Annotated in this window: 19 protein-coding genes and 3 pseudogenes; 7 read left to right on the top strand and 15 right to left on the bottom strand. The window is 45.7% G+C overall.

Translation table 11 applies throughout. From position 1 onward, the window contains the following. Positions 1-67 precede the first annotated feature (67 nt). Positions 68-400, top strand: a complete 333-nt coding sequence (locus ACVA54_RS09070; RefSeq protein ID WP_367379325.1) for a hypothetical protein — start codon at positions 68-70, stop codon at positions 398-400. Here ACVA54_RS09070 and ACVA54_RS09065 read toward each other — a convergent pair. After that, a complete protein-coding gene (locus tag ACVA54_RS09065; protein ID WP_099080979.1) occupies positions 323-523 on the bottom strand; it encodes a DUF4250 domain-containing protein in 201 nt (66 codons plus the stop codon). The genes ACVA54_RS09070 and ACVA54_RS09065 overlap by 78 nt on opposite strands. Positions 524-682: 159 nt before the next feature. Then, on the bottom strand, positions 683-1,393 hold the full coding sequence (locus ACVA54_RS09060) for a hypothetical protein (protein WP_172438193.1): 711 nt from the start codon (positions 1,391-1,393) through the stop codon (positions 683-685). 459 nt (positions 1,394-1,852) lie between these two features. Between ACVA54_RS09060 and ACVA54_RS09055 the strand changes: the two genes are divergently transcribed. Then, positions 1,853-4,258, top strand: a complete 2,406-nt coding sequence (locus ACVA54_RS09055; protein ID WP_099080978.1) for a YgiQ family radical SAM protein — start codon at positions 1,853-1,855, stop codon at positions 4,256-4,258. A gap of 96 nt (positions 4,259-4,354) precedes the next feature. On the opposite strand, the gene ACVA54_RS09050 is transcribed toward ACVA54_RS09055, so the two are convergent. From ACVA54_RS09050 to ACVA54_RS09035, 4 genes are all read right to left on the bottom strand, one after another. Beyond that, positions 4,355-5,677: a CoA-disulfide reductase gene (locus ACVA54_RS09050; protein WP_446649539.1), complete on the bottom strand. Its 1,323-nt coding sequence runs from the start codon at positions 5,675-5,677 to the stop codon at positions 4,355-4,357. 78 nt (positions 5,678-5,755) lie between these two features. Then, positions 5,756-7,162: a cation:dicarboxylate symporter family transporter gene (locus ACVA54_RS09045; RefSeq protein ID WP_119463588.1), complete on the bottom strand. Its 1,407-nt coding sequence runs from the start codon at positions 7,160-7,162 to the stop codon at positions 5,756-5,758. A gap of 39 nt (positions 7,163-7,201) precedes the next feature. After that, positions 7,202-7,585, bottom strand: coding sequence for a RidA family protein (locus ACVA54_RS09040; RefSeq protein WP_099080975.1), 384 nt, complete (start codon positions 7,583-7,585; stop codon positions 7,202-7,204). A 23-nt stretch (positions 7,586-7,608) separates the two neighbouring features. Further along, on the bottom strand, positions 7,609-8,271 hold the full coding sequence (locus ACVA54_RS09035) for a helix-turn-helix transcriptional regulator (RefSeq protein ID WP_099080974.1): 663 nt from the start codon (positions 8,269-8,271) through the stop codon (positions 7,609-7,611). Between the two features lie 353 nt (positions 8,272-8,624). Here ACVA54_RS09035 and ACVA54_RS09030 point away from each other — a divergent pair. Then, positions 8,625-9,070: pseudogene (locus ACVA54_RS09030) on the top strand (sensor histidine kinase); the annotation flags it as partial. 26 nt (positions 9,071-9,096) lie between these two features. Here ACVA54_RS09030 and ACVA54_RS09025 read toward each other — a convergent pair. Beyond that, complete coding sequence (locus ACVA54_RS09025) at positions 9,097-10,335, bottom strand: leucine-rich repeat-containing protein kinase family protein (RefSeq protein ID WP_446649538.1); 1,239 nt, start codon at positions 10,333-10,335, stop codon at positions 9,097-9,099. A 243-nt stretch (positions 10,336-10,578) separates the two neighbouring features. On the opposite strand from ACVA54_RS09025, the gene ACVA54_RS09020 reads away from it, so the two are divergent. Continuing rightward, a complete protein-coding gene (locus ACVA54_RS09020) occupies positions 10,579-11,475 on the top strand; it encodes a pyridoxal-phosphate dependent enzyme (protein WP_446649537.1) in 897 nt (298 codons plus the stop codon). Positions 11,476-11,500: 25 nt separating this feature from the next. On the opposite strand, the gene ACVA54_RS09015 is transcribed toward ACVA54_RS09020, so the two are convergent. Then, positions 11,501-12,043 carry an isochorismatase family protein gene (locus ACVA54_RS09015; RefSeq protein WP_446642622.1) on the bottom strand — a complete coding sequence of 181 codons (543 nt, stop codon included), beginning with the start codon at positions 12,041-12,043 and terminating at the stop codon, positions 11,501-11,503. A 117-nt stretch (positions 12,044-12,160) separates the two neighbouring features. Then, positions 12,161-12,286 (bottom strand): annotated as a pseudogene (locus ACVA54_RS09010) (LysR family transcriptional regulator); the annotation flags it as partial. A 13-nt stretch (positions 12,287-12,299) separates the two neighbouring features. Here ACVA54_RS09010 and ACVA54_RS09005 point away from each other — a divergent pair. The 3 genes and pseudogenes from ACVA54_RS09005 to ACVA54_RS08995 all read left to right on the top strand — a co-directional run. Then, a pseudogene (locus ACVA54_RS09005) lies at positions 12,300-12,506 on the top strand (DUF2955 domain-containing protein); the annotation flags it as partial. Positions 12,507-12,614: 108 nt separating this feature from the next. After that, positions 12,615-12,989: a DUF2784 domain-containing protein gene (locus ACVA54_RS09000; protein WP_446649536.1), complete on the top strand. Its 375-nt coding sequence runs from the start codon at positions 12,615-12,617 to the stop codon at positions 12,987-12,989. A gap of 5 nt (positions 12,990-12,994) precedes the next feature. Then, entirely contained in the window at positions 12,995-13,750 is a 756-nt protein-coding gene (locus ACVA54_RS08995; RefSeq protein ID WP_446617406.1) for an alpha/beta hydrolase, read from the top strand. A gap of 374 nt (positions 13,751-14,124) precedes the next feature. Here ACVA54_RS08995 and ACVA54_RS08990 read toward each other — a convergent pair whose 3' ends face one another. The 6 genes from ACVA54_RS08990 to ACVA54_RS08965 all read right to left on the bottom strand — a co-directional run bounded on the left by ACVA54_RS08990 (position 14,125) and on the right by ACVA54_RS08965 (position 23,204). Next, on the bottom strand, positions 14,125-15,633 hold the full coding sequence (locus tag ACVA54_RS08990; RefSeq protein ID WP_446649545.1) for a glutathione synthase: 1,509 nt from the start codon (positions 15,631-15,633) through the stop codon (positions 14,125-14,127). 43 nt (positions 15,634-15,676) lie between these two features. After that, complete coding sequence (locus ACVA54_RS08985; RefSeq protein WP_446649535.1) at positions 15,677-17,506, bottom strand: ABC transporter ATP-binding protein; 1,830 nt, start codon at positions 17,504-17,506, stop codon at positions 15,677-15,679. Continuing rightward, positions 17,503-19,245: an ABC transporter ATP-binding protein gene (locus ACVA54_RS08980; protein ID WP_446649534.1), complete on the bottom strand. Its 1,743-nt coding sequence runs from the start codon at positions 19,243-19,245 to the stop codon at positions 17,503-17,505. The genes ACVA54_RS08985 and ACVA54_RS08980 overlap by 4 nt, the downstream gene beginning before the upstream one ends. Then, positions 19,242-20,915, bottom strand: coding sequence for a glutamate--cysteine ligase (gene gshA / locus ACVA54_RS08975; RefSeq protein ID WP_446649533.1), 1,674 nt, complete (start codon positions 20,913-20,915; stop codon positions 19,242-19,244). Before gshA ends, ACVA54_RS08980 begins: the two co-directional genes overlap by 4 nt. 207 nt (positions 20,916-21,122) lie before the next feature. Beyond that, positions 21,123-21,722 (bottom strand): RNA polymerase sigma factor SigZ, encoded by a 600-nt coding sequence (sigZ, locus tag ACVA54_RS08970; protein ID WP_446642267.1) that lies wholly within the window; start codon positions 21,720-21,722, stop codon positions 21,123-21,125. A 159-nt stretch (positions 21,723-21,881) separates the two neighbouring features. Next, positions 21,882-23,204 (bottom strand): CoA-disulfide reductase, encoded by a 1,323-nt coding sequence (locus ACVA54_RS08965; protein ID WP_446644528.1) that lies wholly within the window; start codon positions 23,202-23,204, stop codon positions 21,882-21,884. Positions 23,205-23,243 lie beyond the last annotated feature (39 nt).

The raw sequence follows: 23,243 nt of genomic DNA, 5'->3' as shown, positions 1-23,243 counted from the left end.
TGTCCGATGTTAGGGTTGAGCATCAAGAACTTTCTCAAAGAACCCCTTCCAAGCCGATAATACGCTAATGTTGGTGCAGATGGTCTCGGCAAGATTAGGGGTCTCAGCATTACCAAACTGGGCGATTTCCGAGTTTGCACGGCAAGGTCTGATTACCAGTATGCCTTTGGGGAAGGGTTATGGCGTTGTCTGTTTGCAGCGACACGAAACTCAGAGAAAAATAAACGCTATCTACAGGCGTTCTTCACAACAGCGCGTCAGCAATGCAAAAGCCACCTTGACGGCATCAAGATGGCTTAACATTCAGGGAAATGAAACGAAACTAACGTTCGTACGATTTGAATTGATTGGTCAGTGGGTCATATTGGTAGCCGAGCACATCAAGTTTACCCACTACTGATTCCACATCCATTTCATACATAGTTACAAGTTCTTCAAAGCTGTCACACTCTAAGCGCAGCTTTTCATTCACTATACCTAGCAAAATAATGCTATCCCAGTTTGTAACATTGCTTAAGTCCATCGCGACACTCCTCTAAAACAAGGTGTTTAACCTCTATTCTGTTCAACGTCGATATTGCATTGATATGAGGTTATTAAGTAAGCGTAGACTTAATCTAATGTTTTGAAAGTGAACTCGCTCTAAATATCGAGCTCATCAACGTGATATTGAAAAAGACGATTATGCGCCTAGCAAGAACAGACCTTGTAAGCTGGTCATTGAGGCCAAAGCAAGCATCAGCGCTGCCGCTAGCTGAACTTTAGTTGGTGCTTTATGAGTAAAAATGTGCCAAGACCAGACAACAATTGCGATGATCAGCAAAGCCAGTGACGCTAAAATATGCGACGTCACTGAGTGAAGCGTCGCTTCATCCAATTGGTAAGCGGAGAACAGCGTCATCACCACAAGCAACATACCTGATACCACACCTGTCACTGGCAAGATGCGATGAAACGCTTGAAGACGACTACGCGCAATAACCAAAAGTAGCTGCGCAAATGCGCCACCTAGGAAGAAAACCATCAGTGCCATTGAAGCAGACGCTGCCCAATGTGGCTGCTCAAATACTTGAATACTCACATACGCAAACGCCAGACCGTTCGCTAAATGCAGTGCCCATAGCGGGCCTTTTTCGCGCGTCTTCTTAGTTTGAACTTGAGAGTAGAAATAGAAAATCGCAAACACGATCATGAACGCTTCAATACGAAGTGAGGCTACTGCCAACCAAAGTAGCGCAATTGATGGCAACATCTTATGCAGACGACCACGCTGACCCGGGCAAATATCACCTTTAATCAAAAGCAATGTCAACAGCGCTTGCGCGCCAAATAACATTGGAGGAAAAGTTAACAGCAGTTGTTGAATCATGTTGAATACAAACTCAAAAGTCATTTTAGGGTGGCGATAATAACAAATCGCCTAACCGCAAACCACCTAAACTAAATAACCTCAGCTCGGGATAATCTAAGCCATTCAGCACCGCGCTTTTAGCGCCTAACGTCGTTAAAATGACCGCAATAGACTCGCTATTGACTTGTAATTCTGCCTCGTTATCCATCTAAAAGAGCTGTACTGACGCCAATATCAACTCAAGTGACTCATAAATTTAGCTATGTAAACTTTCTTATCCCGAGTTGAGGTTTAATAAGCGGCCGACTAAAAATTGAATGCCTTAACCTCAATTACAATAAGGGCTTAAAGGGCATTACGCATCAAAACCTAAAAACGTATTGCGAGTTATTTTCATCTAGGAATAAAAGTGGCTCAACTACACTTTATTATGGGGGTTAGGTATAGATACCTGATCACCAAATCGCTATAATTCGCGCTCCCTAGAACAGAGAGCAAAATATGACCAACGACATTACTCCTATTCATGAGTACAAAAAATACTGGGCCGAGTGTTTTGGTACGGCACCTTTCTTGCCGACCAGTCGCAAAGAAATGGATGCCCTAGGATGGGATAGTTGTGACATTATCATCGTCACGGGTGACGCATATGTAGACCACCCAAGCTTTGGTATGGCAATCATTGGTCGTCTTTTGGAAGCACAAGGCTTCCGTGTGGGTATCATTGCTCAACCAGAATGGCAAAACAAAGATGCGTTCATGCAACTTGGTAAGCCAAATCTGTTCTTCGGGATCACCGCGGGTAACATGGACTCCATGATCAACCGTTACACGGCGGACAAAAAACTTCGTCACGATGATGCGTACACGCCAAACAACGAAGGCGGAAAACGCCCAGATCGTGCAACTTTGGTATACTCACAACGTTGTCGTGAAGCCTACAAAGGCACACCTATCGTTCTTGGTGGTATCGAAGCCAGCTTACGTCGCGTAGCGCACTACGATTACTGGTCAGATAAAGTTCGTCGCTCTGTTCTACTTGATGCTAAAGCCGACATCCTATTGTTTGGTAACGCAGAACGTGCGCTGGTTGAAGTAGCACACCGCCTAGCTGATGGTGACGATATTTCAGCTCTGACTAACATCCGCGGTACTGCGGTTAACTTGTCTGCGGAGCCAGAGGGCTACACGATTATTGATTCCTCTCGTATTGAGAAGCCACGTAAAGAAGCGTTCGTACCCAAGAACCCTTACGAAGTGGAAACGGAATGTGCGACGAAAAAGGATGAGCCCGTTGCTCAGCCAATTACGATTCGTCCTTCCCGTCACGATGCGGCGACCACTGCTGTGCGCCTACCGCCTTTCGAAAAGCTCAACAACGACCGCATTCTTTATGCCCATTCAAGTCGTGTGATGCATTTAGAAACCAACCCATACTCTGGCCGTGCTTTAATTCAGCGTCACGGTGACCGTGAACTTTGGGTAAACCAAGCGCCAATTCCGTTGACGACAGAAGAAATGGACTACGTATTCGGTCTGCCGTTCGCGCGTGTCCCTCATCCTATGTATGGCAAGGCAAAGATCCCTGCTTACGACATGATCAAAACCTCGGTTAACATCATGCGTGGTTGTTTTGGTGGCTGTTCTTTCTGTTCTATCACAGAGCACGAAGGTCGCATCATTCAAAACCGCTCTCAAGATTCGATCATTAACGAGTTGGAAGAGATCCGCGATAAGGTTCCTGGCTTTACCGGTACGATCTCTGACTTGGGTGGCCCTACAGCCAACATGTATCGACTGGGTTGTAGCGATCCGAAAGCAGAAGCAAACTGCCGTCGTCCATCGTGTGTGTTCCCTGGTATCTGTAACAAGCTAAACACAGATCATAAACACACCATCGATCTTTACCGCGCGGCACGTAAAGTCAAAGGCGTGAAGAAAGTCATGATCGCATCTGGCGTACGTTACGACCTTGCGATTGAGTCACCAGAATACGTCAAAGAGTTGGTGACGCATCACGTCGGCGGTTACCTGAAGATTGCTCCTGAGCACACTGAAAAAGGCCCGCTGGATCTGATGATGAAACCGGGCATGGGCACTTACGATCGCTTTAAAGAGATGTTCGAGAAGTACAGCGCGGAAGCCGGTAAGAAACAATATCTGATCCCTTACTTCATCTCTGCGCACCCAGGTACAGAAGATGAAGACATGCTGAACCTTGCGCTATGGTTGAAGAAAAATAACTTCGAGTGTGACCAAGTACAAAACTTCTACCCGTCGCCAATGTGTAACGCCACGTCGATGTACTACTCAGAGACGAACCCTCTGAAGCGTGTGAAGTACAAACAGCGTGAAGATGTGCCTGTTGCGAAAGGTGAACGCCAGCGTCGCCTACACAAAGCGCTACTTCGTTACCACGATCCAGCGAACTGGCCAATGATCCGTGAAGCGTTGAACAACATGGGTAAAAAACACCTGATTGGTGACAAGCCAAACTGTCTGGTTCCGGCAGAAGACATTGATGCACAAACACCTGCACAACGTCGTAAATCTGGCCGCCATGGCGCAAACCGCTTTGCAACCAAGCACACTAAGAACCAACCGGGCTTCGGTGGTCACTTGAACAAACGTTCTGAGGGTGGCTCACATGATGGTAAACCATCCGGCAACCGCAACGGTTCAGGAAAAGCACAAGGCGGTCAAGCGGGCCAAAATCGCGGCAACGGCGGCACTAACGGTCAACGTCCAAGCAATAGTCAGCGTCCTAATACTGGCTCACGAACTGGCGGCAACAACCCAAACCGTTCAAATGGTGCTAGCTCTCAAGGTAAAAGTCATTCTCAAGGTCAAGGACGTCCACAAGGACAAGGCAAACCAACCGGACAACGTAAACCTAAACATCGTTAAGCACGCGCCGTTAATTCAATAGAATTTGAATACTAAAAAGGGCTCCCGAGATACCTCTGGAGCCCTTTTGTTTGGTCTGTAACTTTCTAATAAGGCTTATTTCGCGACGTTACCAGCAACGTTTAGCGCATCCCACGTGCGAGAAAATGGTGGTGCATAGCAAAAGTCCATGTAGCCGAGCTGTTGTGTGGTCATCTTCGCTGTAATTGCTACCGCTAATGCATTGATGCGTCCTACCGCGCCTTTCTTACCAACAACTTCACCACCTAGCAGAACATTGGTTTTTGGATGGTAAACCAACTTCACTTTGATGTCTTCTTGGCCTGGGTAGTAATCGGTTTGGTTCTTATCTGAAATGGTCGAAACCTTCACTTCCAAGCCGTGCTCTTTAGCAAGAAGTTCCGATACGCCCGTGCACGCTAGCTCGTAGTCCAGTACCTTCAGGCATGATGAACCTAAGAAGCCTGTCATGTAAGTATCTTTGCCTGATAGCTTGTCTGCCATCATACGCGCTTGTTTGTTTGCCGTTGTTGCAAGCGGAACGTATACCGATTTGCCTAACGCCATGTGGTGAACGACAGCACAGTCGCCCACGGCATGAACGTTCGCGTCTTCTGTTGCACCAAACTCGTCCACGAGCAGTGCGCCATTAGCTGCCTTTGGTAGCTCAAACGCTTCTGTGTTTGGTTTAAAGCCAAGTGACATGATCACCACATCTGCTTCCACATTGCCATTGTCGGTTTCGACGATGTAACCACCCTGATCGGCGTCGCGAATGGCGGATACGCTGCAACCGGTTTTAAGCTCTGCACCCGATTCACGAATCGCGCCTTCTACTACTTCGATCATTTCAGGGCTGAATTGACGGCTCATCACGTGCTGCTCACGTTCAATGATGGTGACGTGCTTACCAAGCAAATGCGCTGCATCGAACACTTCAAGCCCGATAAAGCCACCGCCGATAACGCAAACACGTTGTTTGTTGCTGTCCTTAAGCACTGCTTTCACTGCCAAGCCATCTTCCATGCTGGTTAGCGTGTATACGTGCTCTGGGTTGAACTCACCAAACGGCGGTACGATTGGGCGTGCACCGGTTGCGATGATCAGCATATCGTAATCGAGTACGCCCTCTTCACCTTGATGACGTACCGTGATCTGCTTTTCAGCGCGGTTAAATGCCACCATTTCAGTTTCAACACGTACATCTAAACCTGATTGAATGGCTTGCTCTGGCGTACGAGAGATCATGCGCTCAGTGTCATCAAACATGCCACCAGCAAAGTAAGGCAAACCACATGCACCAAAGGAAATGTAATCACGCTTGTCTAGCACAATCACTTCATCTGATGGCTGATTCCGTTTGTATTTCGCCGCGAAACTCATTCCAGCAGCGCTACCGCCTACGACAACAACTTTCATATCTATTACCTAAATAACCTGAACTCAGGAAAAACTGAAGAGCACCCGCCTTGGGTGCTCTTAATTAAGTTTTGTAAATTATACTGCCGCTTCTTTCGCTGTTGTTACAGCGACATCTGCGTTGTATTGCTCTGTATTCAAAGAGCCATTTTTCTTAGCGGTGACAACACCTGACAACATTGAACCAGAGATGTTCAGTGCCGTACGAGCCATGTCGATCAATGCTTCGATAGAAACCAGAATCGCCACAACGGTGATGTCTAGACCCATGATGGTCAGAACCGCGACTGCTGCGAACGTAGCGCCACCACCAACACCTGCGATACCGAATGAAGCAATCGCGATAACGGCAATCAGTTGTAGGATGAAACCTAGGTCAACAGGCATACCCATTACTTGTGCCGCCATGATGGCTAGCATTGCTGGGTAGATACCCGCACAGCCGTTCTGACCGATACTGGTACCGAAGGTTGCTGACATGTTTGCCGTTTCTTCGTCGACACCTAGGCGTTGAGTTTGCGTTTCAACGTTTAATGGAATCGCCGCCATACTTGAGCGAGAACCAAAACCGAACACAAGCACTGGCCAGGTTTTCTTCATGAACTTCGCTGGAGATAGACCGAACATCGATACCATCACAAAGTGAATCGCGAACATAACACCGATTGCGACGTAGCTTGCTAGTAGGAAGCGGCCCATTTCAGCTAGTGCGAACAAATCGTTAGTCATCATGAACGTGGTCATCAGAGCGAATACACCATAAGGCGTTAGCTTCAGAATTTCACGTACCATTGAAAGTACCACTTCTTTTGCTGCATTAATGAAATCAACGAAGCTTTGTACTTTCTCCGGCTTACGGTTTTTCACTTGTAGAATACAGTAGCCAAGGAACATACCGAACAGTACTGTTGACAGCGTAGAAGTACGCTCTGAGCCTGTTAGCATGTCGAAGATGTTAGTTGGGATGATAGACAGCGCCATGCCAGACAGACCGCTGTTGGTCATTGCATCTTGCGTTGCAACCAGAGCATCACCACGAGCTTCTATTGCACCGTTAGATCCGATGGTGCTTACTAATGCGTTGGCATCGATACCGAATAGGTAGATACTTGCGATACCAACGCCAGCTGAAATAGCACAAGTGAAAAGTAAAATACCGATGATTTTTGGTGCAATTCGAGATAATGCACCGCCGCCTTCTACGTTCATGATCGAAGAGATCATCGCCACAAACACAAGCGGGATAACGATCATTTGTAGAAGCTTAATGTAGCCTTTACCGAAAACAGAAATCAGTTCAGCAAAACCTGCGGTAGCAACGTTGCCAACGCCAAACACAAGCTGAATAGCGCCACCGAACAACAAACCCGCAGCCAACGCACTTAGTACTCGGAAGTTAAAGCTTTTCTTTTGTTTTTTGAAGTTCGCAAGTAACGCGTAAAATCCAAAGAACAGGACGCTCAATCCAATAAATGAAATACTCATGAGAATCTCCTATTGATACCCATTATGTCCGAAGAACGGTTATTTTTTGTAGGCGATGGCTTCAACTTCAACCAATGCATCTTTTGGTAGTCTTGCAGCTTCAACGCAAGAGCGAGCTGGTGCATTCTCTGTACCGAATACGTCGGTATACACTTCATTGAATGCGGCGAAGTTCTCCATATCGGATAGGAAGCACGTGGTCTTCAGTACGGTGTCTAGACCCGCACCACTCGCTTCAAGTACCGCTTTCAAGTTTTCTAGCGATTGACGAGCCTGCTCTTTAATGCCGCCTTCAATAAATTGCATGGTTTCTGGAACAAGAGGTAATTGGCCTGAGGTATACACCATATCGCCGTAAGCGGTACCTTGAGAGTAAGGGCCGATAGCTGCCGGTGCTTGCTGCGTGGCAATGATCTGTTTCACGATATAACTCCTAAATGATTATATTATTCTGATTTAAATTCTCGGATGAACTTATAAACCGCCTGACGGCTGATCCCAAGTTGCTCGGATACTTGTGTGGTCGTCTCTTTCAGCTCGAATACACCATTATCAAATAAACAGCGAATGATGGCTTTATTGCGCCCCTTGGCTGAAATCGTTTCATCTTGGTCCACCTCAGTGATTGCTGCGCTCAACGTTTGTTGGATCACATCGTTCGCGTTATTACTGAACGTTTCATTGACCTGCGATACATTGCATTGCGGCATCAGCGTTTTGACGATTTCTGGAAAAGGAAATGACAAGTTCATATTGATGCAAAGCATACCGATCGGCTTTTGCTTTGGCCCCGCCAAAATACAAGTGGTCGATTTCAACAATGAACCATTTGATGCGTTGGTGAAGTAGCTCTTTGGTGATACTTCCCCCGTCTTCTCGAATGCTCGCCACATACGCAAACCTAAATCGGTGATTGGAGAACCGATTTCACGCCCGGTATGATGCCCATTAACGATTTTCACCACTGAATTGTCTAAGCTTTCAAATGAATGAATCACCACCTCACAGTGAGGACCAATGAGATCGGCAATCGTGTCAGCCACACGAAAATAGTGGCTTAAACACTCTCTGTCTGCTTCGGTGAATCGAACCTGTTTTACGCTCATCATTTCGGTTTACATTTCTTAACTCAATGGCTAAAAACTACTCCTTTCGAGCTGTTTCAGCAATAGATAGTAAACTTATGTAAACCATCAACAACTGCCTAAAACAGCAACGAAAACCGAAATTTTGATCGAAATCACGCATGCGTTTTGAACAAGATCACTAAAAAGCATTGAGCTGGGTTTAATTTTTTAAACCCTGTCAAAGTTTAATAATTTAAAATCACATTTTGCATTTTTGCACATTTCAATGATCTAAAACAAATTTTAAAACGCAGTACAAACTGCATACGGTAATACTTGCGTATAATCCAACCTCTGCGGTCAATTTATCTAACGTAATGTTGAATAAATCATCACTTGGGTTAGTTCGTTATGAGCGCAACACCGATGATTCACCAACAAGAAGTATTACTGAGCAAGAAATAAAACAAATCATTGCGCAAAACCAAGCTCAAGCCGATGAAAAAAATCTTGGTTTCGATATACAAATAGATGCCATCTGACTACGCATGTTACCAATGCTGTGCTGACTATTATTTTAGGAAACCTTGTCCGTAATGTTATCGCGGCAACACCAACCGGTGTGATTCACATTCACATGAACGACAAGCAAATTTCAGTTCGAGATGAAGGAGAGGTGCTTTCCGATATTCCCCACTCCAATAGTCATGGCTTAGGGTTAATGATTGTCGATGACTGATGCCAACGATACGGCTGGCAATTTAGTATCGGGACGCACCCAAAAGGTGGCTGTGAAGCCGTGAGCAAAATCGCTTCGGAACATCAAGAATTGCCGAAGTGATCTTGCCATAACTACATGAGGTCGCTCTAAATATCCAGTTCAGTTAGGCGTTGATATTCATCACACCCTACTTCCGATTTCTCACAAACAGACAGTAAATCATCGATGAAAAATCGTAACGCGCGAGTTTCGATCGTTCTGATTGCCGTTTGTTGCTCCTCTGAAAGGTAGCCGTAAATACTCGCCGCACCAAAATCGCCAAATATCATCTGCCCTTGTTCATTGATCAATGTATTGTGAGCATACAAGTCGCCATGGCACACTTTGTTGTTGTGCAGGTGGTTAAACACATCCACCATCTGTTCAACGATACATGCAATTTGCTTGATCGTCAGAGAGAAGCCTTCTGGAAACGTATCCCTAGTGCAGGTTGCAAGCGTTGGGGGCAAACCTAAGTTGTAATAACTGTCAGGAATCAACTCCATCACCAACGCAAGATCATTCCTATCATCTACTTGCGCGATCGACTTCACCAAGTTGTTGTGATGCCCTGCTTGTAAACACGCTTCGAGTTCATCATGAGGGAAGCCATCACTGGTCACTTCGCCTTTGAACACTTTCACGGCGACTTCATTTGGGAAATCGTAATCCGAATCTAGCCAATTGGCATGAGAGATCACCCCACTCGCCCCTTGCCCTAGCACGCGATTGAGTGAATAACTGCTCGTCGAGACTTTAGGCACACTGTCTAACGAAGAGGGATGCTGACAAAATGGATTCCCCGCGAAAGCACACCAAGCTAGCTTAGGTAACTGAGTCAATACGTCAGGAAAAAATTCAAGCTGGTTAGCAGAGAGACGGATCAGCTCCAAGTTCACCAAGTTTTCCATACTACTCGGCAAACGTTTAATGCGGTTGCCCGCAAGTGCCAGCTTTTGTAATCGAGGTCTTTCCCCCAAACTATTCGGCAGGGTTTCAATCTCGTTGTCAGTTAAAATGAGCCAACGCAACTGAGCAGGCAGCGACGTTTCACTTACTTCTTTTATTTTATTGGTTTTAAACCCAACCATCTCAAGATTTGGCAGTTTGCCCAACACGTCTGGCAAATGTGTGAATTGGTTGTTAGAAGCAAAGATGATTTTTAGCTTCGTCAGTTTACCCATTTCTTTAGGAAGTTCAGAAAGCGCATTGCCCGATAGGTCTAGTACTTCCAGCGTGTCTGCAAGCTCTATAATCTCCATAGGAAAATCCGTTAGCCCCTCGGCCAACTTGAGTTGTTTAATTCCTAATAATTGCCCTGATTTTAGTTGTTCTAGAGTCTGCAAACCTAAGCCTTCTGCTTGTATAAAATAAGGCGCGTAGTGTACGTGGCTTAGACTCGAAAGGCGAGTAACACGAAGAATGTCGTTGACGGTAGATCATCGAATCATCAACGACCTTAATTGATAGTGCTTAACCCTCGAACGAAGCCAAGCTCTAAACACAGACTTTTTATCTCGATTTAATGGCGGTAAACTACGCCCCCTCTTGAATGGCAAGGTGGCGTGGTTGATTCCGCCAATAGCAGTATGAAACTTTCTGAAAGCCCGATAACGCAGCACAGCTATAACGGTCACACCTTTTTCCTTAAACGTGATGACATGTTGCATTCCCACTTTTCTGGGAACAAAGCGCGTAAGTTGATGGCGTTAATGGAAGCGAAGAACAGTAAAATCAAAACTTTGATTAGCTATGGGTCTGCTCAATCGAATGCCATGTATTCTCTGGCGGCACTAGCACAAATCAAAGGTTGGAACTTCGAATTCTACGTTCAGCACATCCCGACTTGGCTAAAAAACACGCCCATCGGTAATTACCGTGGCGCACTTGATCTCGGCATGACCATAACCTCAATGCAAGCCATCGGCTCTGAGCTTCATCCACGTGATTACATTGAACAAGTTCGCCGCTTAGACGAGACAACACTTGTTGTGCCAGAGGGTGGTCGTGCATCAGTAGCTGAACTCGGTGTAAAACAATTGGCAATGGAAATTCTTGAGTGGACACGTTTTGAAGGGAAGAAACCATTTGTCGTGGCATTGCCATCAGGAACTGGCACCACCGCCCTGTATTTGAGCAAGCACCTAAAACCGCACGGGATAGAAGTCGTCACGTGTGCTTGCGTGGGTGATGCCGATTACCTCACTGAGCAGTTCAATACGCTGGAAACCGGCAACCACCCAACGATTCTGTCAGTACGCGATAAGCATCACTTTGGGCGTTTGTACCAAAGTGATTACGAGACCTGGAAAGCACTGCAGAGACAAACCGATATTGAATTTGATCTGCTATACGATCCGTACATGTGGCAATGTTTACTGCCATGGCTGACTGAGAACCAAGACAAGACGCTTATCTATATTCATCAAGGTGGATTACTTGGCAACGAGTCGATGTTGCCAAGGTATCAGCGAGAGTTTGATTAAAGCGACAATATCATCTACGTTCGGGTTACTTAATCAGCGTCAGAATGTCTTTAAATTCTGGCGCTCGGCAATCTTCGAGCATTTCATACAAACACATTTCTACACTGGTCAGGCCGATCCCATTGGCGGTCAGTTTCGCCAAGGCTAAGGCTTTGTTTGCCGCGGTGCGTGAAGAAACACAATCCGTCACCAACTCCACTCGGTAACCCATTTGGCGCAGCGATAAGGCGGTTTGGTACACACAGATGTGCGCTTCAATACCACAAATCAACCAAGTATCAACGTTGGCATTCTCGATCGCGAGTTTGAATGTCGGTGCTTTACAGCCATCGAAGGTGTATTTGGCGATAGCAAGATGATTTTGCGACAATACTTCACGCACCGGCTCAACCGTCGGTCCTAAGCGCTCCGGGTTTTGCTCTAACCAAACAATCGGTAGGTTAAGCGCCTTCGCCCCTTTGACTAGCTTCGTGGTGCTTTCTATCAGCGCTTCGCTCTCATGCATCAGGCTCGCCAGTTTGCCTTGCACGTCGACAACAATCAGACCGGTGGTATTTTTCGATAACATTCTCATCTCCTATGAGCGACTTGAGGCGCGAATATTTAAGTTCTTGAATAACAAGAATGTACCAGAAGTCTAGCGCAATCAAATCCGCGAATTCTGCAAAGTTACAACCCACTCACTCTATTGGAGCTGCTCTCTGAATAGATCAATCAGCGCCTTTACCTTGTTAGGCAAAAACAGATTGGAAGGATAAATCCACGTCAGATGCTGCTTAGGGTGCGTGAACTCTGGCAGCACTTCCACCAGCTAACCATCTTCCAAATCGGCCATCGCGTTCTCGGCGATGTCTGCCCTATCCGTGCCACTGACGACGTCATTAGTACCAGAACAAAAAGATGCATTCTTCTCCATCTTGTACCGCTTCAGTTCCATCTTTGTCGCGGTACTGCTTACTGCGATGGTGATGTGGATAGTCCACCACTGGATTCGCATCATATTGTTGAACCATCTGAGATTCAGGCTGTGACGGATAAGTGAGTTTCAACGACTGATGAGTCTGCCGGACAAAGACCCCTTCGGATAAAAGTTATGGCTTCAAGTAGGCTATGTTTAACTTGGGAGGGAGGCATAACTTATGATTTATCGAATGCTGGCAGATCTTGTCGTCATCCTTCACCTTTTATTTATCATCTTCGCGTTGATCGGTGGCGTATTGGTACGATGGCGTAGCTATATGCTGTTTATCCATATTCCCGCAGCCCTATGGGTTACGGTGATCAGTTTTAAAGGCTGGATCTGCCCTTTAACGCCATTGGAAAACCAATTAAGGCAAGCGGCGGGTGATGAAGGCTATCCGGGAGGCTTTGTCGAGCACTATATCATTCCCATTATTTATCCGGTTGAGTTGCGCTTTGACGGGCAGGTTTTACTCGGTCTTGCCGCCTTGGGAATCAATATCGTTATTTATGCTCTCGTATATTATAGGTATAAACTCAACCAAGGCAGGTGACGAGAATGAAAAGTATATTGGTTACTCTAGTGGTGTTCTACGCCCTTTTCGCTCTTGCTTTTTATGCCTTACAGCGTCAGTTTCTCTACTTTCCCCAGCTTGCCAGTCATTTTTACGGCGAAAGGAATACCAGCTTCGCTGTGGATGGCATACAACTTTTTGGCTGGATGCTCAATGAAGGGCAACCTAAGGCGCTAATCTATTACGGCGGAAACGCAGAAAGTATCGAAGCCAATATCCCATTTTTTAAGGCGTTGGCCCCAGGCTATACTATCTATCTTATCCCTTACCGCGGTTATGGTAATAATTTAGGCACACCGACTGAGAAGGCTTTATATAGCGATGCGGTACAGATATTTGAGTCAGTTAAAACTCAACATGATTCGATATCGTTGCTGGGCCGGAGCCTTGGCTCAGGTGTTGCCACATACGTAGCGGCTAATCATCAAGTGGACAAACTCATCTTGGTAACACCATTTGATAGCATTGAAAATGTCGCAAAAGATATTTATTGGATGCTCCCCGTTTCCTGGATGATCAAAGACAAATACCGTTCTTCGGATAGGGCAAAAGATATTACGGCTCAAACCTATATCTTCATTGCAGAAGAGGATCGAGTGATCACGCGGGCGAGAACCGAACAGCTTATCGCTGAATTTGGCAATCAGTTAGCGGAGGTGTTTGTCATTACCGGTGCAGGCCACAATACAATTTCAAATTTCCCAGCCTATGCATCAGGGCTGAAACGTGTATTGGATTAACTCATGGTGTCTTCTAGTGAAGAACAATATCGTACCACGCTCATCAGGCCCAAAGTCGCTTGGTAATTAAGGTACGACAGAATCGCTTGGTGATCACACACGGAACTGACGTTGGCTAGCTCGTTTTTGGACATTTCTGAGTTAGCGGCTTTGCTAATTTAGCAATATACGAATAACTCTAGGTACTGGAAAATCGCGCGGTAGGGGGCTAATTTCGTAACATGGCTCGATATAGAGCCATCAAACAGATGCATCTCAATCCAAGCATTGGTATCGACTTACCAATCCAATTCCCCACAACTCTCTCACCCATTTGAACTTAACGCTGATGTACAACCTGTACTCAGGCTGTACATCACCAAAATTAACGCCAGTTATTGGTCAATCAGGACTAACGAGTCCAAAATACCCTGCCCGCTATGGATTCCACCTTCATTTTCACTGGCAGGCTTACTGCGTATTAAGTATCCGGCATAACCATTATTTTCAGTTACGGGCTCTCCTTGATAATGCGCAGTGAAGAGACCCACTTCACTAACAAGATCATTAACTAGCGTTTGCTTGCCATCTCTTACGGCAATGGTTGGGGTATCACGTTCGTGTGGGTACAGGCGCTGCATTAATGCCCACGCATTGTACTCTTCTGGCTTTAGCGTTTCTAAAGTAGCACTAATATCCTCGCCAAATACGCAGTGGCCACCGCCTTCCCCTTGGTTTTTTAATACCCACTCTTTTTTGTCTGCACTTTCATTAAACCATTTAATGCTCTCTGTCGTGATGGCTTTCATATCCGCCAAAACGCTTTTGATTAGATTGGCTTCATCAGGCGATAACCCCCATTGAGCATAAGCTTCGGCAGACATCTGCGTCAGTATCATTTGCATTGATTTGCTGGTCGCTAATTGTTGACTGATGGTGGCATTGATCGCCACGTAATGTTGCTCAATAAACAGACGAGTTTGGCTTAATGTATGACAACAGACATCTTCGTTTAGCTCTGGCGCCCAGTAATCTGAATATTGATAACCAGCACGCAAATACACGGTATCAATTGAGCCAATCCCATCAAGGATAAGACGTTGGTTATCACCACTTGAAAGTTGGGTGCTCAATTGTTCGAATGTTCGCCTAACAGTACGAACCCCCATCTTATGTAGTGCCACCTCCAAAAGGTGTTGGTCATACACATTATCTTCACCCTTTTGAACGATCATTAAGAACGTCGGTTTTTGATCAGGATTTTTGCTGTCATTATTAGCATTAGAATCTGCAAAATGGGCTTGAACCTTTTTTGCTGCCGTTGCGATGCCTAGGGCTAATTGTTCTAACCCTTGATTATCTGCGGGGGTTGCTGAATCATCTTCTAGCCACTCTCGGTAAACATTACCCCATTGGTTTTTCACAAAGCTATGCAGCTCGTAAGCACGTTGACCAAAGGGCCCCATCCCTGCAGCAATGCCATTAAACTCAATGACTTTTGCCCCGTGTTGGCGGTCATCCATAAAGTCTGTTCTCATTAATAACAGAGGCTGACGAGCGGGTTGCTTAGGGTCTGTTGCATCACCGTGAGCTTGTTGGTGAAGCTCCATTAAGCGACCGAAGAACGGATCGGCTTTCGCCATATCGCTCAATGAGGTTTGCAGAAAAGGATGGTCTTCAGAAACTTTGCTCACCAATTTAGCAATCAATGGTGTGACCTTACGTAGGTGGTCATACGCTGAACGTTCCATTGTCATTGGCGCAATACTAAATGGTACATGTCTTGCGGTATTGTCGGCCTGACGAAAGGCTACGCCGTGCATGATTTCCCACTCAAGGATATCCTCAATCACTTGCTCAGATACAAATTGTGCTTGATCAGTATTATTCGATTCGATGTTCATTGTTTGGTTTTTCATCATGTTCTTGCTCGTCATAATTAATCACTTATGCTGCACTGACGGCAGTTAAGCCAAGTGTGCTGTTCTGAGTGTCGTGTTCTTCTTGCGCTTTTTGACTTAGGTACAAATCTCGGTAGTCGCCATCTTGAGCAATTAGCTCTCGGTGTGTTCCTCTTTGTACTACCTTGCCACTGTTCATCACCAAGATTTGATCGGCGTTTTGAATCGTCGATAAACGGTGTGCAACGGCAATGACGGTCCTACCGTCCTGGATATTATCCAGCGCCTGTTTTACCGCTTCTTCCGATTCACTGTCGATATTCGCCGTGGCTTCATCAAGTAGAAATATTTTCGGGTCGTGGGAAATCGCCCGAGCTAACGCCAATAACTGTCTTTCCCCAACCGAAAGCGAGGCGCCGCCATTGCCCGGTTTGTGATCAAAACCATCAGGTAAACGATGAATGAAGCGGTCTGCTTTCACCATTTCGGCTGCGCTAATCGCTTTATCACGGCTCTTCACTAATGCGTTTGCACTCGTTTCATCAATGGTAAGAATATCCTGAGATAAGTTAATGTTATCCTCCATTGAACCACTAAAGATGATCGGGTCTTGCGATACCAAACCAAACAACTTACGTAACTGTGCTTCTGGCAGAGTTTGAAGCGATTGCCCGCCGATGAGAATGTCACCCTGCTGCTGTTGATAAAAACGCATTAACAGATTGATCACGGAGCTTTTCCCGCTGCCGGTATGTCCGACAATTGCGGTGAACTCACCACTTTTTGCTGTAAAGCTGACATCTTTAAGTACGGGTTTATCTTCTTCGTACCCCATAGTGACGTTGCGAAACTCAATATCGTGACTATCGTTGAGCTTTACTTCAGGCATCACTTGATGATGAACCTCAGACTCATCGTCTAGCAGCTCAAAAATACGTTTTGACGATACCGTGGCAACCTGCAATTTATGCAGTTCCATCGATAACTGTCGGAACGGGTCAAAGAAGCGTTCAACGTAATTCAAAAAGGCATATAACGTACCAACCTCAACAAGGGTCGACATTGAAGCCCCAGCAAACCAGGCAACAATACCTGCTGCAGTCAGCGTCGCAATCAAACGTGTCAGTGGTAACAACATCAAACTATCAATGGCTACTGACTTGGTTCTGAAGTTAAACCAGCTTTGATTTTCTTTCTCAAACTTGGTTTGAAAGCTTTTCTGCTGGCGAAACGCTTGAATCAACGCCATTCCCTGTAACGACTCATTGATTTGGCCATTGATGTTGCTGACTTGAACTCGAATGCCATCAAATACTGGCGTTGAAATCTTGCGATACAGATGCATGGTCATAAGTAATACAGGGATCAACACCAAGCTCAATAACATCAAACGCCAGTCCAATAACGCCATAGCGATAAAAATCGCCATGATGCGTAACGCACCTTGAACTACAGTTGGGAGCGTCGACACGAACATATTTCGCAGCGACTCGGTGTCGTTAGTAATGTAAGAGACCAGCTTTCCCGTCGGCAACTTGTCGAATGTCGCGATAGGAAAGTTCAACACATGACGAAATAACTGTTCTCGCACATCTTTGACCACCAGCAATGCACCGTGTTTAAAAGCGATGGCTTGCAAATACCCGAACACAGCAGCTAACACGTAGAAAACCATAACCAGCCCAATCAAAGTGACAAGCTGTTGCCACTCAAACTGCTGAGGCACAATAACTTCATCAAGTACAATTTTCGCCAGCCAAGGAATCGTCATTTCAGCAGTGACCGCAAACCCCAACATGACGAATGCAAAGCCAAAACGGGCTTTATGAGGCAATGAAAACGCCAACAATCGACGATAAAGTGTGCTATTTCTCATTGTTTGCCTCCTAACTGACTTTGGCGCTGATAAACCATCGAATACCAACCTTGATTTGCCACTAATTCATAGTGAGAACCACGCTCTTCTACCTGACCATCATTTAAGACTAAGATATGGTCAGCTTCGATAAGGTTGGTCAGACGCTGGGTGACTAGCAGCATCGTTTTATGAGAATAATGCGCTTTTAAATTTCGGCGAACCTGCACCTCTGTTTTCATGTCTAACGCACTGAAAGGGTCATCCAGCAACAGGATATCTGCATCCGACAGAAGAGCCCTAGCAAGCGTCAATCGCTGTTTTTGGCCCCCCGATAGATTGGTTCCTCCCTCTCTCAGTGAGGTATCAAAACCGTCTGGCATCGCTTCAATCTCTGCGAGAATGCCTGCCATATCCGCCACATGCTTTATTTCTGACAGCGACGCATTCGGTTTCGACAACGCAATGTTCTCTGCGATAGTGCCTGAAAACAGATACGGCTTTTGAGGAACCCATGCCAATTTACTGCGCAAGGCATCAAAGGTGAGGCTATCACTTGGCATACCTGAGATGTGGATGCTAGATGGCTTTTCCAGTTTGAATTGACGCAACGCCAGATGCAGAAGTGTGCTTTTGCCACTGCCTGTTGGCCCAGTAATGCCCACTAACCCACCAGACGGCAGTTCAAACTTGACGTTATCCAGAGCTCTTCGATTTGATTGCTCATAGGTAAATTCACGGATATCAAATGACATACTTGAATCTGAATCTGGGGCTAGCGTTTTTTCACCTTCGACGACTTCTAGGTTTTCAGCAAACAATTGCTCTAGTCGCTGCCAAGATGTTTTGCCGCGTTGAAAGACATTAAACTGCCAACCAAACTGCATGAATGGCCCCAGTAGTTGACCAAGGTACAAAGTAAAAGTCGTAAAGAGTCCGACGGTGATGCCACCTTGTTCGATTAGCCATGCGCCGTACCCAAGAGCGATCACAAACGACAAGCCATAAACCAATTGTATTGTTGGAGCGAACGCTGCATCCACTTTCGCCACAGTAAGATTGGCATCGACCGTTTGGTCTAAGGTTTGTCCGAAACGTTGTTCTTGACGACCAGAAATACCATGTGAACGAACCGCACGAATGCCCGATACCGTTTCACGTGTCTCTTCTGTCAAATCAGAAAATGCAGCCTGCGCCTTGCCAAAGGCTTTATGTAGCTGCACACCATAACGACGAGTGATCAGCACTAACAATGGGAAGGGAAGCAATGCAATCGCCGTGAGCTGACCGCTGACAACAAATATCATCCCTAAAATGACGGTCATACCTGCGATGAACGAATCCACCAATGTCATAATACCCATGCCCATGGTTTCTTCGACAGCATTCAGATCATTGGTCGCATGCGCCATTAAATCACCAGTACTGCGGCGAGCATAGAAGGCTGGAGCGAGCTGTGAGAACTTTTGAAATAGCTCACTGCGCATCACACGAGTAATCGCAATAGACGCCCCATATAACTTGCTTTGCCACACAAAGCGCAGACCATACATTGCAGCGCCCGAAACAATGATCCCACCAACGTGGATAACTAGGGTTTGTGTATCTAATGTTCCTTCACTAATGCCATCGACTATTCGGCCAATCAACCATGAAGGAACCAAGTTGACCAAAGCCACCAACTGCAGAGCCACAAGGGCAATCAGGTAGTGTCGGCCAAACATGGTTAAGTAGCCTTTTAACTTCCAAAGGATATTCATAATAGATTTACGTGCTCTTTATTACCTTGAGATGGGTTTAAATGTTCCGGCATTGATTGTGAGGCATCACCTGGAGAAGGGACTCCACAATCAATTTGACTTTTTTGAGCTAAATAGTCATCAAAATTGGTTTCGTTTTCGGCCTCTAGCCGTTTTTGCTCAACCAGCGAGTTGTCCACAAGCAATTGCAGTTGCGTCATTTCTTCGGCAGAGAGCGTATCGTTCAAATAGCCTTGCTTGTGTTCGCCTGAATACCTTCTCATTAACGTCGTGAAGCTTAGGCTTTCTTGTTCCATGACCGCTAGGATCTGTGCAGAGGGCGTTAATTGGCTATCATTAAACTTTGCTTGTTCACGCATTACTGCCTTTACATAGCTATTGGTTTCCTGCGCGTCATCTAGGCTTTTCGCCATTTCAGCTAACATACCCATTAGTGGTTTAGCCAAATCTGTCAGTAACATGTCGCCATTCACGGTAGGCAGCATCAAATTCGGCTTCCTTCCCTGCATTGCCACCAGCTCTTGTCTTTGCATGATCAGCTTGCTTTCCTGCTCACTCATTTCAGGGCTTGGTGTGAGTGCGCTATACAGCAAAAATAGGTCGATGAACTGACTTTGAAGTTCATCTATACCAAGTGGTAATAAAGGATTATTGTCCAAAGTGCGTAACTCTATGTATTCCACCCCGTAGTGACACATGGCAACCAACGGGCGCATTTGAGCACTCACAATTTTAGGGCGAACAGGACCATACAGTTCATTTTCGAGTTGAAGAACCGATCCATTCAACTGCTGATGCTGAGCTAAGTGAGCATACTGATCACTTGGCTGAGTTAATGCGTGGCATAGACCGGTTAGATAGTCTTGTTTGTTATTAAAGCTGATCGGGAAGCGAGATTGTTCACTACTCCCGTAACCTAAGTTACTCAAACGTAACGATGTAGCCCATGGTAAGTAATCTGTCGTGCTATCCCACTGGTTTAATGCGTGAGGTCGATCTTGCAGGTAGCTCTTATCCGCCGCCGGTGAAGCGCCAAACAAATACGGAATAATCCAACCGTTGCGTAGAACATTGCGGATCAGATGAAAATATCGCTCAGAAATAAAGGTTTCTAACGGCAATTGACTTTCAGTGTGAGTATGAAGTGCCTGCCAGAAAGACTCTGGTAACGAAAAATTGTAATGAATGCCTGAAATAAGCTGCATTCTCTTTCCATAACGATTCGCTAACCCTTCACGATAACGAGTCTTCGCTATACCCGCATTTGAGGTCCCATAATTTGCTATCGCTATATCATTATCGATAGGTAAGGCCGGTGGCATACTTGCCGCCCACATTGTCTCACCTTCATTCAGATGTGACGCAACAAAGTGGTGTAACGAAGCCAATGTTTTAAATGTCTCCTTTCTATCGGTCACTGCAGGTGTCACTAGCTCTAACTGGGCTTCCGAAAAATCGGTGGTGATATATGGGTGAGTCAGTGCTGAACCTAGAGATTTAGGATGAGGCCGCTGAGAAAGCGCACCACTCTGTGTCACTCGAACCATTTCGCGCTCAATTCCACGGCGAACACCTTGCAGAGTCTCTTTTACATCATCACTTGTAATAAATGCCAACAACGACTCGTTCGTCAGTGTGTGCATTTCATTGGGGGAGGCTTCTTTTTTCATTCGTCTTATTCGATAAAAATGTTATTCACTCAGTTAAGACGCAACAAAACAGAAAAAGACGCAAAAAATGTCGTACTTTTTGATATTAATTTTGATGGTAGTGTGATTTAGGAGCCGATGTGAAGAAGGGAATGTGCCATTGAAGAAGATAGTGAGGCTGTCACAACTGCGACGTAGTAACAATCACGCAGTTGCACGCCCCCGTATTCAAGAAATCATCTGATCAGTCGCCCGGGCTGATTCATGATCAAATTCATTCATCGCGCTTGCTTTGCAGAAGTCTACGCACTTTGGATCAGGGTCAAAGTCGACAATTCCCTCGCCTCCTGCTTCGATGTTACAGCAATCCGTTAAAATGTCTTTTAGCTTCACCCGGCCTCGTTGAATGCGACTTTTCGTTGCTGAGAGTGATAGCCCTAACTGTTCAGCAACAGCCTGCTGCGACAATCCATCAAGTTCTGCAAGAATCATCACTTGACGGTATTTCTCAGGCAGGCAATCAAACATTGGACGTAAACACTGCGCCACCTCTTGCAGGTTAATTAACTCAGAAGAAATTTCTTCTTCTGCTTGGTTGTCGACCAACTCTTCATGGGTTTGGTGGGTCCGATAGAAGTCCATAATCGTGTTATGAGTTATACGATACAGCCAGTTCTGAAGATTATCTCTCGTTTTTAGCTGTTCAACCTTTTGACTGGCCTTGATGTAAACGTCCTGCAAGATGTCATCAGCTAAATCAAGATCACCCGTCTTTTTCACTATGTAACTTCTTAGTTGGTCTTTGTGTGTAATCCACTCCGCTAACATAGCTTTTCCTCAATTATCGATACGAAATCAAAACATTTCGATAATAATCGAAATATCGAAGATGTAAAGCGCAAAAACCACGCGATTTAATCAACCATTCTCTGAAGCTTCTTGCCATGCAGCCAAACCACCTACAAGGTTTCTCACAAACGCCAACTATTATTTCGCCACATTCCCTGCCACATTTAAGGCATCCCATGTACGCGAAAATGGCGGAGCATAGGCAAAATCTAAATAGCCCAACTGCTCGGTTGTAAACTTTGCAGTAATTGCAACGGCTAGAGCATTGATACGACTTACCGCACCTTTTTTACCAATTATCTCGCCGCCAAGAAGCACTTTTGTGTCTGGCTGATAGATCAATTTAACCTTAATATCCTGTTGTCCTGGGTAGTAATCGGTTTGGTTTTTGTCAGCTATCGTCGACACACTGACATTCATGTTGTGAGCCAGTGCCATCCGTTCTGAAATGCCAGTACGCGCCAATTCATAATCAAGAACTTTGAGCGATGAAGAACCCAAGAACCCTACCATATGCGTGTCTTTCCCTGCTAACTTATCGGCCATCATGCGAGCCTGTTTATTCGCCGTGGTTGCTAGCGGTAGATAGGTAGTTTCGCCAAGTGTTAGATGATGCACCACCGCACAGTCACCCACCGCATAAATGTAAGCATCTTCAGTCGCACCATACTCATCGACCAACAAGGCACCATTAGCCGCTTTCGGTAGTGGGAACATTTCCGTGTTCGGCTTGAACCCGAGCGATAGCACAACGATATCAGCCTCAACATCGCCGTTACTTGTGTGAATGGTGTAACCACCTTGCTCTGAATCTCGTATAGCCGATACACTGGTGCCTGTTTTTAAACCTGCGCCAGAGTCACGAATCGCCTCTTCAACAACATCAATCATTTCAGGGCTAAATTGCTGACTCATGATCTGTGATTCACGCTCAATAATTGTGACCTGTTTACCAAGCTCATGCGCCGCGTCGAACACTTCTAACCCGATGAAACCTGCGCCAATCACTGCTACACGCTGCTTCTGGTTGTCTTTTAATGCATTTTTGACTGCTAACCCATCTTCTTGACTGGTTAACGTATACACATATTCATCATTGTATTCGCCAAAATTTGGCACCACTGGGCGGGCGCCCGTGGCGATGATCAAACGATCGTAATCGAGCACACTTTCGACACCTTGGTGACGCACTAGTACCTGCTTTTCAACTCGATTGACTGACAACATTTCGGTGTTCATTCGAACCTCTAGCCCTGAGGCTATCGCTTGCTCTGGGGTTCGCGAAATCATTCGCTCGGTATCATCAAACATACCACCCACGAAATAAGGCAATCCACAGGCTCCAAAAGAGAGGTAATCCCTTTTCTCTATAACAACAACGTCATCTGATGGTTGGTTTCTTTTGTATTTTGCGGCAAAACTCATTCCCGCAGCGTTTCCGCCAATAACGACTACTTTCATTTCATATTTCCAAATTTGAACAAGATAAGTAAGAGAAAT

Source organism: Vibrio sp. PNB23_22_6 (genome assembly GCF_052877535.1).
The sequence above is the reverse complement of the archived record's forward strand: the minus strand, read 5'-3'. Positions and strand labels throughout refer to the sequence as shown.

Coding starts and splice junctions, on each gene's coding strand:
- ACVA54_RS09070 (WP_367379325.1), top strand. CDS start 68: ATGTTGGTGCAGATGGTCTCGGCAAGATTAGGGGTCTCAGCATTACCA.
- ACVA54_RS09065 (WP_099080979.1), bottom strand. CDS start 523: ATGGACTTAAGCAATGTTACAAACTGGGATAGCATTATTTTGCTAGGT.
- ACVA54_RS09060 (WP_172438193.1), bottom strand. CDS start 1,393: ATGACTTTTGAGTTTGTATTCAACATGATTCAACAACTGCTGTTAACT.
- ACVA54_RS09055 (WP_099080978.1), top strand. CDS start 1,853: ATGACCAACGACATTACTCCTATTCATGAGTACAAAAAATACTGGGCC.
- ACVA54_RS09050 (WP_446649539.1), bottom strand. CDS start 5,677: ATGAAAGTTGTTGTCGTAGGCGGTAGCGCTGCTGGAATGAGTTTCGCG.
- ACVA54_RS09045 (WP_119463588.1), bottom strand. CDS start 7,162: ATGAGTATTTCATTTATTGGATTGAGCGTCCTGTTCTTTGGATTTTAC.
- ACVA54_RS09035 (WP_099080974.1), bottom strand. CDS start 8,271: ATGATGAGCGTAAAACAGGTTCGATTCACCGAAGCAGACAGAGAGTGT.
- ACVA54_RS09020 (WP_446649537.1), top strand. CDS start 10,579: ATGAAACTTTCTGAAAGCCCGATAACGCAGCACAGCTATAACGGTCAC.
- ACVA54_RS09015 (WP_446642622.1), bottom strand. CDS start 12,043: ATGTTATCGAAAAATACCACCGGTCTGATTGTTGTCGACGTGCAAGGC.
- ACVA54_RS09000 (WP_446649536.1), top strand. CDS start 12,615: ATGATTTATCGAATGCTGGCAGATCTTGTCGTCATCCTTCACCTTTTA.
- ACVA54_RS08995 (WP_446617406.1), top strand. CDS start 12,995: ATGAAAAGTATATTGGTTACTCTAGTGGTGTTCTACGCCCTTTTCGCT.
- ACVA54_RS08990 (WP_446649545.1), bottom strand. CDS start 15,633: ATGAACATCGAATCGAATAATACTGATCAAGCACAATTTGTATCTGAG.
- ACVA54_RS08985 (WP_446649535.1), bottom strand. CDS start 17,506: ATGAGAAATAGCACACTTTATCGTCGATTGTTGGCGTTTTCATTGCCT.
- ACVA54_RS08980 (WP_446649534.1), bottom strand. CDS start 19,245: ATGAATATCCTTTGGAAGTTAAAAGGCTACTTAACCATGTTTGGCCGA.
- gshA (WP_446649533.1), bottom strand. CDS start 20,915: ATGAAAAAAGAAGCCTCCCCCAATGAAATGCACACACTGACGAACGAG.
- sigZ (WP_446642267.1), bottom strand. CDS start 21,722: ATGTTAGCGGAGTGGATTACACACAAAGACCAACTAAGAAGTTACATA.
- ACVA54_RS08965 (WP_446644528.1), bottom strand. CDS start 23,204: ATGAAAGTAGTCGTTATTGGCGGAAACGCTGCGGGAATGAGTTTTGCC.